The 12401-nt window shown below is 48.3% G+C and carries 14 protein-coding genes; 13 read left to right on the top strand and 1 reads right to left on the bottom strand.

All coding sequences use genetic code 11. From position 1 onward, the window contains the following. Positions 1-372 precede the first annotated feature (372 nt). From ATORI0001_RS05450 to ATORI0001_RS05395, 12 genes are all read left to right on the top strand, one after another. Positions 373-885, top strand: coding sequence for a hypothetical protein (locus ATORI0001_RS05450; protein WP_003149764.1), 513 nt, complete (start codon positions 373-375; stop codon positions 883-885). Beyond that, positions 885-1637: a GntR family transcriptional regulator gene (locus ATORI0001_RS05445; RefSeq protein ID WP_003149957.1), complete on the top strand. Its 753-nt coding sequence runs from the start codon at positions 885-887 to the stop codon at positions 1635-1637. Before ATORI0001_RS05450 ends, ATORI0001_RS05445 begins: the two co-directional genes overlap by 1 nt. A gap of 5 nt (positions 1638-1642) precedes the next feature. Then, the gene (locus tag ATORI0001_RS05440; RefSeq protein WP_237755918.1) at positions 1643-2362 is read left to right on the top strand and encodes a GntR family transcriptional regulator; all 720 of its coding nucleotides are present in this window, start codon (positions 1643-1645) and stop codon (positions 2360-2362) included. 294 nt (positions 2363-2656) lie between these two features. Next, positions 2657-3718 carry an SIS domain-containing protein gene (locus tag ATORI0001_RS05435; protein WP_003150014.1) on the top strand — a complete coding sequence of 354 codons (1062 nt, stop codon included), beginning with the start codon at positions 2657-2659 and terminating at the stop codon, positions 3716-3718. A gap of 36 nt (positions 3719-3754) precedes the next feature. Continuing rightward, positions 3755-4603 (top strand): sugar phosphate isomerase/epimerase family protein, encoded by an 849-nt coding sequence (locus ATORI0001_RS05430; protein WP_003150051.1) that lies wholly within the window; start codon positions 3755-3757, stop codon positions 4601-4603. Then, complete coding sequence (locus tag ATORI0001_RS05425) at positions 4600-5019, top strand: PTS sugar transporter subunit IIA (RefSeq protein ID WP_003150042.1); 420 nt, start codon at positions 4600-4602, stop codon at positions 5017-5019. The genes ATORI0001_RS05430 and ATORI0001_RS05425 overlap by 4 nt, the downstream gene beginning before the upstream one ends. Positions 5020-5041: 22 nt before the next feature. Beyond that, a complete protein-coding gene (locus tag ATORI0001_RS05420) occupies positions 5042-5518 on the top strand; it encodes a PTS sugar transporter subunit IIB (RefSeq protein WP_003150000.1) in 477 nt (158 codons plus the stop codon). Between the two features lie 57 nt (positions 5519-5575). Beyond that, positions 5576-6355 carry a PTS mannose/fructose/sorbose/N-acetylgalactosamine transporter subunit IIC gene (locus ATORI0001_RS05415; RefSeq protein ID WP_003149741.1) on the top strand — a complete coding sequence of 260 codons (780 nt, stop codon included), beginning with the start codon at positions 5576-5578 and terminating at the stop codon, positions 6353-6355. After that, the gene (locus ATORI0001_RS05410) at positions 6345-7223 is read left to right on the top strand and encodes a PTS system mannose/fructose/sorbose family transporter subunit IID (protein ID WP_003149919.1); all 879 of its coding nucleotides are present in this window, start codon (positions 6345-6347) and stop codon (positions 7221-7223) included. Before ATORI0001_RS05415 ends, ATORI0001_RS05410 begins: the two co-directional genes overlap by 11 nt. Positions 7224-7429: 206 nt before the next feature. After that, the gene (locus tag ATORI0001_RS05405) at positions 7430-9019 is read left to right on the top strand and encodes an efflux RND transporter periplasmic adaptor subunit (protein WP_003149791.1); all 1590 of its coding nucleotides are present in this window, start codon (positions 7430-7432) and stop codon (positions 9017-9019) included. A gap of 1 nt (position 9020) precedes the next feature. Then, a complete protein-coding gene (locus ATORI0001_RS05400) occupies positions 9021-9761 on the top strand; it encodes an ABC transporter ATP-binding protein (protein WP_003149933.1) in 741 nt (246 codons plus the stop codon). After that, positions 9758-10963 (top strand): ABC transporter permease, encoded by a 1206-nt coding sequence (locus ATORI0001_RS05395; protein ID WP_003149733.1) that lies wholly within the window; start codon positions 9758-9760, stop codon positions 10961-10963. The genes ATORI0001_RS05400 and ATORI0001_RS05395 overlap by 4 nt, the downstream gene beginning before the upstream one ends. Positions 10964-10968: 5 nt before the next feature. Here the strand turns inward: ATORI0001_RS05395 and asnA are convergent, their stop codons facing one another. Further along, the gene (gene asnA, locus ATORI0001_RS05390; protein ID WP_003149854.1) at positions 10969-11970 is read right to left on the bottom strand and encodes an aspartate--ammonia ligase; all 1002 of its coding nucleotides are present in this window, start codon (positions 11968-11970) and stop codon (positions 10969-10971) included. Between the two features lie 78 nt (positions 11971-12048). Between asnA and ATORI0001_RS07780 the strand changes: the two genes are divergently transcribed. Beyond that, positions 12049-12324: a type II toxin-antitoxin system RelE family toxin gene (locus tag ATORI0001_RS07780; protein WP_081450682.1), complete on the top strand. Its 276-nt coding sequence runs from the start codon at positions 12049-12051 to the stop codon at positions 12322-12324. Positions 12325-12401 lie beyond the last annotated feature (77 nt).

The raw sequence follows: 12401 nt of genomic DNA, 5'->3' as shown, positions 1-12401 counted from the left end.
TTTTCGAAGTTGGAGAAACAACGGACTTCTTGCCGGCGAATTTCAGGGGGGGGATAACGGCGTACAGCAATTCCTTCACTGTGGTTAATCCTCGAAAATCATAAATGGAAATTCTCAAAAATCATCGATGCTGCTCGGTAAGGGGACGATGGCGCGTAGACGGCGCTCGAATGGGATATATGTTATTCTGATCGATACTTTGGGGGCATAAGAGATTGTGGGGAGGAGTATCCGAGTAAAGCGCGTTTGAACTCTAGCGTCCCCATCTCACACGTGCCTTTCAACTGATTCTAAATAAAGCTATCTTGTATATAATGAAATTCATACAGCACTTGCTTAACCCTCCTATACAGGATACGAATCGGAGAAGATGTGGCACTCTTTGGAAAATCAGTTTCTAAAAAACTGGCCGATAAGGGCTTTTCAGTTACAAAAGCCATCTTTGAAGCACCTAAGTTCTCTGCGGTGCCGTCCATCTATCAAGATGAGACACATCAGCAATGGGCCGTGTCGCTTCCGGGAATGGAACCTGCTATTCACGAGTATGCTGACATATTGGATTGCAAGGTCATCGAAAACGAAAGCATTGATGTCAATAAGGATATGAGCCGTAAAGATTTGTTTGAGAGTGTGCTCATGAACCCCGCGGCCGTTTCTCGTGCCAATGCAGGAAAAGATGGCAAGTATTGCACCTCAATGAACGTCATGCTCACCGTTAAAGGAATCGACGGTAAAGGGTTTGTCTTGGGCATTCCTTTGGTGAGGCGAGAAATATTGCGTGCATCGCGTATGTATAAGCTGCTTCGTGAAGGAGCTGATAACGTCTGCGAAGATATACTCGCCATGCGAGATCAAGCGGACAAGAGTAAATCGGGAGGCAGGTAGTGTCACGTAAGAAGATCCCGCCTCTTGATAATGCACTTGAGAGCGTTAAGAATTACATCATGGTCAACCATCTTAAGGAAGGTGACAGGCTTCCTTCCGAGCGGGATATGTGCGAAATGTGGGAAATCTCGCGTTCTGCCTTACGGAGCGCCGTGCGCTATCTCGCTACCATGCATGTTTTAGAGAGCCGTCAGGGGTCAGGTACGTATATGGCTCCAGAACGTCCAATCTCGGTTACGGGAACGGTAGAAACATACGGATTTAGCGACAATGTCAGAAAATCCGGACATACACCTAACTCTATGGTGATTAGTCAAAAAATCTGTTCGGGTAATGCTCACGTCGCTCGAAAACTGACTATAGATCGAAGTTGTAACGTCCTGCAGCTTATGCGTTTGCGCTATGTGGATGGCCTCCCCTGTATGATTGAGACTTCCTATGTGAATGAAGCATTATGTCCTGGTATCGAGAGTCATGATTTCTCAAAAGAATCTCTCTTTGATGTGATGAGAAACGAATACGGGTTTTCTCTCACACACGGCACGGATACCCTTTCCATTACTCATCTTGATTCTCAAGAAGCCGATCTTCTCGACATGTACGAGGGAGATGCGGTCTTTTTCCAATCGGGCATTAACTTTGGGAGAGATAAAGAGCCTCTTGAGTACTACAAGTCCGTCATACGGCCCGACAGGTATACGTTTGTCAGTTTATGCGGTAGGCCAATGAGCCTTGAGAGGACATTTTGGTGACGCAGGTGAACTTACAACATATCGAGAAGCCCAAATACCTTCAAATACGTGAAGCCATCCGTGACGAAATAGAGGATGGTTTCTATCAGCCCGGGAGTGCCATACCTTCGGAAAATGAACTTGCCGAGCGCTTTGACGTAACACGTTTGACCGTGAGAAACGCCGTCGATGCACTTGTGGCGGGAGGTCTTTTACGACGTGTTCAGGGCAAGGGTGTCTATGTCATGAACGAGCATTTGGGGGAGTCGGATGCGGTAAAGCTTGCGGGGTTTCGCGAGAGCGTTCGTGCACGTAGTGCGGTACCTTCGGTCAAGGTTCTTTCAAAGACCGTGAGGCCGGCAGGCGAGTTCTTTGCACATCTTTTTGAAATAGATTGCAACGCCGATCTTCTCGTCATCAAGCGCCTGAATTATGCAAACGATGCTCCCCTTATGATAGAAAAAACCTATATTCCCATCCCATTATTTCCCCAGATAGAGAGTGTGGATGTCGGAGTGTTTTCACTGTATGAAGCCTACAGCATGTTTGGCCACCCGGTGGTATCTGCAGTTGAGCATCTGGATATGGTTCGCTTGGGTGTGAGAGATGCGCATCTTTTAGGTGTGAGCGAGGGTGCACCTGTTATTTCATACGAATGCGTGAGCTATGATGAAGACGGCAAGGCCGTTGAATACGTTTCGGCATTCAGAAGAGGGGACTTGGGCGGCTATTCGGTTTCCCATTGATGGTCAGGTATTTTGCCAAGCAGCCAAACCAATATATACCACTGAGCGACAATTTAATACCATTTACCCGTATGGACACGGGTAAATGATCTTTTTTCGTTAAAGTGGTTCGGTATTTTGCTATCTTATACATAAAAGTGGTAATAAAAAGTATGAACTTGTAGCCCTATGGTTCTTTGGAAGGTCAAAGCGTTTTGAAGGCCGCACATGTGCATTCACAAGGCGCTTTAATTGGTAAGACATTGCGGTTATGAGGAAGAGCAATTGGGATGTTTTGCGGGGAAGGAGAGCAATATGGAAGAAACCGAAAAAGTTGAGATTATGCACTTTGATCAAGAAGGTTATCTTGAGGACGGAGAAGAGCTCTACGCCGTAGGTCAGCGTATGAAACAGTTTGCCGACGATGTCTGTAACGAGGGGTTTGATCGGCTGTATCTTTTGGGTGTGGGTGGCACATGGGATGAATTTTTGCGTATGCAGTATCTTATGAATAAATATGCGGATGCTGACCATCAAGTTACGCTGCTTCATGCAGCTGAGTTTAATGTCATGGGTGACAAAACCATGACCGAGAAGTCCGTTGTTCTCACTTCATCCGAGTCCGGTACCACTCCCGAGGTGCTGCAGGCGCTCAAGACCATGAAAAACAAGGGCGTAAGAATATACGCCATGACTCAGGCGGACAGTCCTATCGGACAAGTTGTTGGCGCCGATCGATGTGTGTCTATGAAAAACGATCACGGAAGCGGCGGTTGCGAAAAGGGCTACTATCTGGCCGACTGCTTTGGCCTGCGCATTCTTAACCGCGAAGGCTTCTTCCCCGATTATGACGCCTTTATCGAGCAAACCAAGAATATATGGTCGGCGTTTCTCGACATTCGTAAAAGATTTGAACCCAAGGCCGAAGAGTTTGCCAAAAAGTATGCTCTTGCGCCGTATACCATGTTTATCGGCTCCGGTGCGCTGTGGGGCGAGACAATCCTCTTCTCCATGTGCATTCTTGAAGAAATGCAGTGGAAGCGTACACGCTATATCACTTCAGCCGATTTCTTTCATGGAACGCTTGAGCTTGTGGAGCCCGGTGTACCCGTGGTTCTCTTCAAAGGCGAGGACGAGTGCCGTGCGTTGGATGAACGTGTCGAGAAGTTCCTTATGAGCGGCCGTACCGGTGATACCGATATTACCGTTATCGATACCAAAGAATACGCCATTCCCGGACTTGACGAGAAATTCCGAACGATCGTTTCGTCTTATATTATCTCGCTTCTTACGACTGATCGTTTAGCCAGACACTACGAGATGGTAACCAAGCACAATCTCAAATATCGCCGCTACTACCATCAGTTTGAGTATTAGTGTTCGAATGGTACGGAGATTGGAAAGGAGGTTGGTATGGGTCCTGATGTGCGATTTCGTCCGGCGGCAATGAATTGCTCCCACAGGTTCTTTTCGCTGGAAGCGTTTTTTGCGTCTGCGGCAGATTTGGGGTTTGAAGCCGTTGAACTCTGGACTGGACCCATGCACTTCTTTCTTGATTATGCTTCAAACGATACGCCTGAAAAGATTACCCGTCTTGCCAATAGTTTTGGGTTAGACGTATGTGCGCTCTGTCCCGAGCAGAACAATCCCAAACCGGCCAACATTGCTGCCAGAGGAGAAGAATCAATTAAAAGAACCAAGGATTACTTTCTCCGCGCCATTAATGTTGCTTCCGAGTTGGGAGTGGGAATAGTTGTCGTGACTCCGGGCTGGGGCTTTCTGGATGAAGAACGCACGGAAGCTTGGAAGCGCAGCGTTTATATGTTGGGTAATTTGTCATCATATGCCGCTTGCAAAGGCATCGTACTTACCGTGGAGGCGCTTCAGCCGGAAGAGTCAAACCTTTGCAACAGGTGTGAGGATCTTCGCAGGTTGATTGATGAGGTTGGAAGCAGCGCCCTCAAGGTTCTACTTGATACGGGTGCCATGTGGCGAGCCCATGAAACGATGCAGGATTATTTTGATGCCTTTGGAAAGGATGTTGTGCATTGTCATTTCACAGATGCGGGAACCGTATCGCATTTGGCGTGGGGAGACGGTGAGAGGAACCTGGAGGCCGATCTTCTCGCTTTGACAAGAAATGATTACAAAGGCTACCTGAGCCTTGAGATTGTTGGTTTGCAATACTACGCCGATCCCGCATCTGCGGACAGAAGATCACTTGCGGCTTATAGAAGGGCACTGGAGGAGATTCATTCATGAACAGGCACTATATCATTGCTTCTCATGCACACTTTGCCAAAGGTCTTTACGAGAGCGTGAAACTTTTGGTTGGAGAACATGCTGACGTAGACATACTTAACGCATTTGTAGACGGAAATGATGACATTGAGAAAGAAGCCCTGGCTCTTGTAGATGCTTGCTCCGCCAACGTGGATGTGGTGGTACTTACGGACCTTATGGGAGGAAGCATAAACAATGAGTTCACCAAACTCATGCTTTCTCGCAAAAACGTGTATCTGGTCACAAATATAAATCTTCCGCTGGTACTTACGCTCTTTCTTTCCAATGAGACTGAGGATACGGCAAATCTTTTGAGACAACTTGTAGCAGACAACGATGTACACCCGAAGTTTGTAAACGATGTATCGATAGTTGAAGAAGATGAAACCTTCTAGCTTTTAAGAAAAGAGGCTGAATATGATTTTGCTTACGAGAGTCGATCATCGCCTATTGCATGGGCAGGTTGCAGTTTCCTGGGTTCAGGGTCTGCAGGCCAACTGCATTTTTTGTGTGGGAGATCATGTGGCAAATGATCCTATTTGGAAAATGACACTTAAGATGGGCAAACCAGCCGATTGCAAGCTAGTTATTAAGGATATGGCTCACGCAATCGAGGCAATCAATTCAGGCGTAACGGATACGTATCGCATGCTCATTTGTGTGCAGACCATTGCAGAAGCCAAGCAGCTTATTGACGGCTGTCCACAGATCACAAGTCTCAATTTAGGCAATACCAAGGGAAGCCCAACTACGCGTGAAGTTGCGCGTCAGGTTTTCCTTGAACCTGAAGAGGAGAAGATCATCTACGAGTTGCTTGATAAGGGGGTGGAGGTGGAGATACGACCCCTTGCTGACGATCCCAAGGTTGATATCAAAGATGTCCTTGGTAGGTAGTCCCGCATGATTTTGCACGACCAACGTAACGTTTGAGACAGTTTGATTGGAGGAAAGATGCTTGTACAGACACTGCTGATATCGCTCGTTACAGCATTTGCGATGTTTGACTATCAGCTCGGCACACTCTATGCGTTCAGACCCATTGTCACGTGTCCCTTGATTGGTCTTATTCTGGGAGATCTGCCGACGGGATTAGCCATCGGTGCCAGTCTTGAACTTCTTTTTATGGGAAATATTTCCATCGGTGCATATCTGCCGCCTGATGAAAAGGTAGGCAGTATTCTCGCCTGTGCCTTTGCCATTACGTTGGGTAAGGGTACTGAGGCAGCGCTTGCACTGGCTATGCCTATTGCTACGCTTTCACTTGCCATCAGTAACGTTATCAATGGTGTTATGCCAATCATTGTTGACAAGGCCGACGTATGTGCATCAAAGGGTAATCTTAAAAGCATTTATGCAGCACACTGGGCGATTGGTCTTATCGGCCTTGCAAAGAACGTTCTTCTTGTTGGCCTAGCATATTATCTGGGTGCCGGTGCCGTACAGAACCTTCTTGACTGGATTCCGACGTTCATTATGGACGGCTTTGGTATTGCCGCCAATATTCTTCCTGCCATGGGTTTTGCTATGCTCGGCAGACTTGTTCTCAAGCGCGAAATCCTGCCCTTCTTCTTCCTGGGCTTCTTGCTTGCCTCGTATATGAATGTTCCGTCGCTGGGCGTTGCTCTTATCGCGATTATTATTGGTATCGAGAAGTTCGGCCTGCTGAACTTTGGTACTAACTCCGGTGGTCCCCAGCTTGTAACGGAAGGAGATGACGACGATGACTTCTAATGAGACCAGAACTGCTACGGCTCAAACTGACGTATCTGCGAATAATAATCAGTATAAGATTACCAAGAGCGATCTTATCAAGTCTTCGCTCAACACGGGTGCTTTGGGTATGGAGTTTTCTTGGACGTACTATAAGCAGATGAACCTTGCATTTTGTCTTATGGTTGCCGGAATGCTCAAAAAGATTTATCACGGCCGTCCTGATGACTATGCGGCAGCCCTTCGTCGTCACGCGGCATTCTTCAATATTACGGTACAGTTTGCCCCGTTTGTCGGCGGCATTGCAATGGCCATGGAGGAACGTGTTGCTCGAGGCGAGATTGAGCCCGATTCGGTCAACGATGTCAAAGCCGCTCTCATGGGTCCGCTTTCCGGCATTGGAGATGCCATTTTCCTTACTACCATCCGTGTTGTTGCGGCAGCCGTAGGCATTTCACTTTGTCAGGCCGGTAACGCAGCCGGACCTATTGTCTTTTTACTTATCTACAACATTCCCGCGTTTTGGCTTCGTGTTTGGGGCGTTCAGAAGGGCTACTCAATGGGAGTAGGCTTTCTTGAGAAAGCATCGGAAAACGGGCTGATGCAGAAGGTCATAGCTGCCATTGGCATCGTGGGTGCGATGGTTATTGGTGGTATGACAAAAGACATGTTCTGGGCAACCATTCCCGTGCAGATTGGTCAGGCCGTTGAGGGCCAGGATCCAACCACCATTCAAACTGTACTTGACAGCATCATGCCTGGCATTGTTGGTATGAGTGCGTTTTGGATCTATTACCGGCTTCTTGCCAAGAAGATCAATCCCATGTGGCTCATTTTAGGCACCATGGTTTTGGGAGTCATTGGAGCGTATTTTGGCTTCTTGGCCTAGAGCGTAAATTGTACTTTGACTTGTTTGTACTTTTTGGGTAAATAGGCAGCAGCAGGGTAGTCTTGCTGCTGCCTTTATGTTAATAACGTTCTGACAATTACCGTTCACCGTAGATTTTACGGAAGACAAAATTTCTTGCCGAGAATTTCTATAAGATGTGTATCAACTGAACAAACACTGAATAAACGCATACGTTCGGAGGAGTTATGTTTCATTTTGATCGTAAGCTCCAACAGGGGAAAGTTGATACGTCATCTGGCGACAGCAACCCCTTATCTGGCGGCAGTGCTTCGCCAGATGACAACGCATCACCCGATAACGAGCGACATACCGTTAGTGCTCACAAGGTGCCGGACGTTACCGACAAAACGGCGGATATCAATTCCCGCATAGAGGTGATAACTTCAGCTGAGGATAAAGAGGATGCCGAAGCTCGTGAAGCCTATGAAAGCCTCATGCGTCATCGTAAGATCCGCCTCAGAAAGAAATTCATAAAAGTGGGCATTGCGCTGGGCGTCGTTGTACTTATCGGCATTGCGTTTGTCGCACGTTTATTCCAGAGTGAAAAACAGGTTGAAGCTCCTACCGCAAGCACCGCTTTCATTACGCGCGGGGAATTCAGCGATTCCGTATCGGCTTCAGGTTCCATCAAGCCCATCTCTTCAACAGTGGTGACCCCCGAAGTTGACGGCATCATACAGGATGTTCAAGTTGCGGAGGGTTCTGTTGTTAAAAAGGGCGATAAGCTCTTTACCATTAAAAACGACGAACTTGATAAAGCTGTGCGTAAAGCCGCGCAGCAAGTGAAAGCGGCAGAGAATGAAGTGAGTAAGGCAAAAGCCGCTTTGGAGGCCGCCCGTAGTGGAGTTGCGGGTGTGGGTGAAGATGATCAGGAAAACGGCGGTGCCAATGCCTCTTCGGTCGAGGCATCGGTTGAAACAGCGCAGGCGAACCTTGAAAGTGCACAAATCGCTCTTGAAGAGGCTCGCTCAGCTCATAATGACGCAGTCGCTCAAGCGGACAAACGCACGGTAACGGCTCCTTGCGATGGTACGGTCATTGTCATGAATGCGGTCAACGGTGCATCGGTTGGATCTTCCGGAGGCGCTGGGGCAGGTTCGAATTCCGGATCAGGTGCGTCAGGGTCTTTGATCACCATCGCCGATCTCTCAAAAATGAAGGTAAATGTTCAGATAAATGAAGTGGATATTTCCCGTATTGCCGTTGAACAAAAAGCGCAGGTAACGTTTGCAGCTCTTCGGGAACTTAGCTGTGGGGCAATCGTTACTCATGTCTCTACCGTATCGTCTTCAGGTGGGGACACCTCAGGGATGAGCTATGACGGTCGGGGACGCGCCATTGTTACGTATGATGTTGAGCTTCTGATAGAAAACCCCGATGCCTCCATAAAGCCCGGTATGACTGCCAGCGCAGACATTATGATCCAGCATATGGAAAACGTGCTTACGGTACCTCTCTTTGCATTGGCAGAGGATGAGACGGGAACCTATGTGAACGTCGTCACTTCTCGTGATGACAAGAACAATCCTCAGGTTAAACGAGTGCCCGTTACGGTCAAGGCAAAGAGTTCGACTACCGCCGTCATTGAGGGCGAAGGCATCAATGACGGTACCGAGGTACTTCTCGCCGGCGGAACAGGAAATCCCGATGTAGGTATTTTGGACAATCCCGATGGCGGCGAAAAAGACGGCTCAAGCGGTAGTGCAAGTGGTACCTCAAACGGTTCAAGCAGCGACTCTTCGAGCGATAAAGACGTGACAGGCGGCGGTAGATAAAATGCCAAAGGTAATCGAGGCACATAAGCTGCACCGCATATATGAGACAGCTGCAGGACTTACTCATGCTTTGCGTGGCGTATCTTTAAGCGTCGAGAAGGGCGAGTTTCTCTGCATTATGGGCCCTTCAGGATCGGGCAAATCAACCCTTATGAATATCCTCGGTTGTCTTGATACGCCTACCTCGGGTTCTTATAAGCTTGAAGGTCTTGAGGTTGCCAATCTTTCCGATGATGATCTTGCTGAGATTCGCGCAACGCGTCTTGGCTTTGTATTCCAGTCGTTTAATCTTCTGCCCCGAACTACCGTGTTGCGCAATGTTGTTCTTCCGCTCATTTACTCCGATATACCTGTTGCAGAAAGGGAACTGCGCGCCTGGAAGGCGTTGCGGTCGGTGGGCTTACCTGAGGATTACTATGACCATAAATCCAATGAACTTTCCGGCGGTCAGATTCAACGTGTGGCCATTGCGCGTGCCTTGGTTAACGATCCTGCAGTGATTCTTGCCGATGAACCCACGGGCAATCTTGATTCCGCAACGGGCGAAATGGTACTCAAAACGTTTCGAACCATGCAGGATCGCGGCAAGACCATTGTACTCATTACTCATGATCCCGAAATTGCCACATGGGCTGATCGCGTTGTGCATATCCGCGACGGGCGCTTGCTTACGGCTGAGCAGGAACGAGAATATGTATTGCATCATGGTGTGCAGAGGATGGCAGGAGGTGCATCTCTATGAGGCTTCGCGACCTGCTTCATGAAACCCTCTCTGCTTTCAATGCCAATCGTGCGCGCAGTCTATTGACCGTGCTTGGAATTGTAATTGGAATCAGTGCGGTCATTGCCATGACGGCTCTTATCGATGGCATTAAATACTCCCTGGTGGGCTCACTGGGTCTCAATCAATCACGAATGGTGAGCATATATGCGTGGCCTGATCGAGGAGTGACGCAGCAGGATTTAGATCAGCTGGCAATGAGTGTTCCCGGCTATGAATTTGTTACCGGTATTGACTCCAGTGCCGGCCGCATTGATTCTATCGAGAAGCAGTTTGACACGCAGATTATCGGCTGTCAGCCTGAGTACTTCACTGCAATGGGATTCAAGGCTTCGGCCGGCTCGCTCTTCTCGCAATCGGATGTGGACAATGTGGCAAAAAACGTTGTTCTTGATCGAGTGGCTGCCGAGAAGCTCTACGGAAGCGAGAAAGATGCCATTGGTAAGACAGTCCGTATCGATGACAATACCTATACCGTAATCGGCGTATGCGACAGTGGTCAAAGGATGGGAGGAGGAAACGATACTCTTCTGTGTTATCTGCCGTATTCAACGTTTACGACGCGCGTTTCGGGTACCAAAACAATCAGTCAGATTTTTGGATATGCACGCGAAAATGTTGACATGAAGTCTCTGGCGGATCAAACAAAGGCCTGGTTGTTTGATTGGTTTGCCATTCCTGAAGGGGAAGATGATCGTGTGTATGTTATGACATTGTCCTCCATCATTGACCAGCTCAACTCCACAATGGCTTCATTTCAGATACTTGTAACAGCCATCGCCAGTATTTCACTTTTGGTTGGCGGTATTGGCATCATGAATATGATGCTTACCAATGTGACGGAGCGAATTCGTGAGATTGGCCTGCGTAAGGCGCTTGGCGCGCGTGCCGCCGATATTACAAAGCAGTTCTTATGTGAATCGATACTGCTCTGCATCTCGGGTGGTGTTATTGGAGTTGCTCTCGGTTACGCCGGAGCGTTGGCCTTGGCGGGATCGGCTTCAACCCTTATGCACTTGGAGACCGCGATTACGCCTATCATTACCCCGTCAATCGTGGCTGTGACCTCAGGAATTTGTATTGGAATTGGGCTTGTGTTTGGCTGGTGGCCCGCACGACGGGCAGCAAAGCTCAATCCGATAGAATCGCTCCGCTACCAGTAGAGATTTTACAGCAGCTGAACTCCGGCCTCTTGGCATGCCTGGATGGTATCACTATCCCAAATGGATGCCTGTACTTCTCCCACATGCGCCTTGCCTAAAAGCAGCATACAGAGGCGGCTTTGACCGATACCGCCGCCAATGGTACAAGGCAGTTTATTCTCAAGAAGCATCTTATGAAACGGCAGTTTCCGGCGGTCATCACAGCCGGAGACGGAGAGCTGCCTATCAAGTGATGCGGGGCTTACGCGGATGCCCATGCTGCTGATTTCAAGGGCACAGCCGAGAACATTATCCCAGAAGAGCAGGTCACCATTAAGGTGCCAGTCGTCATAGTCAGGGGAACGTTTGTCATGAGGCTTGCCTGAACGCAGAGTTTCTCCGATGCCGACAATGAAGGTGGTATGGTGTTTGGCGACAAAGCGGTTTTCTCGTTCGGTGGGCGTAAGCTCCGGATAGAGGTCTTCCAACTCTTGTGTGGTTATAAAGGTAACGGTGCGGTCGAGTTCCGTTTCCAGCTGAGGATAGTGCCACTTCAACTCGTCAAGTGTTCCGCAGATGGCTGTGACAATACGAGTAACGGTATCTTTGAGATAGGCAGGTGTGCGGTCCTTCTCGCCAATGACCTTTTCCCAGTCCCATTGATCCACGTAAATAGAGTGTAAGTTGTCAAGTTCCTCATCACGACGAATGGCGTTCATGTCACATACGAGGCCTTTCCCCACATTGAAGTCATAGCGGTGCAGCGCATAGCGTTTCCACTTTGCAAGCGACTGCACAACCTCGGCGTCTTTGCCAATGGCCGGCGTATCAAAGCTTACCGGTCTCTCAGTACCACTGAGGTTGTCATTCATGCCTGTTTCGGGATCCACTATAAGAGGCGCCGTTACACGCACGAGGTGGAGTGCGGCACAGAGCTTTGCAAGAAAAATGTACTTGATGCGCTCTATGGCACGCTGGGTGTCATAGAGAGACAACTGCGATTCATAGTCCTCAGGGATGGAAGTCATGTATGCTCCTTGACGTAAATAGCTTGCAATCATTGTAGATAAATATTTGATTACATAAAGCCCTAACGTTTCATACGTATGAGTTTCCATGTTGAGTACACCCACAAAGCTTTGGGCCAGCTTGAGAAGATGGATCACTTTACTGCCCGATTGATTCTCTCTTGGATAGAGAACAACCTTGAAGGCTGTATATATCCCTGCCGGTTAGGAAAGGGACTTACGGCAGATTGTTCCGGTGAATGGCGGTATCGCGTGGGGAATTACAGAATTCTTTGTCTGATTCAGAATGACAAATTAATCATCGAAGTGTTCAGCATCGGCCATTACAAGGATATATACAGAAAGCACAGATAACAAACTTGTTGTTATCATGACCCAAGTATTCCGTATGATAAAATTTTTTATGAAGGTTTATTTCCGAGAAGGGAATG

It is taken from the genome of Lancefieldella rimae ATCC 49626 (assembly GCF_000174015.1).
GTDB classification, from domain to species: Bacteria; Actinomycetota; Coriobacteriia; order Coriobacteriales; family Atopobiaceae; genus Lancefieldella; species Lancefieldella rimae.
Note: the sequence above shows the minus strand (reverse complement) of the source record. Positions and strands in the feature narration are given on the sequence as shown.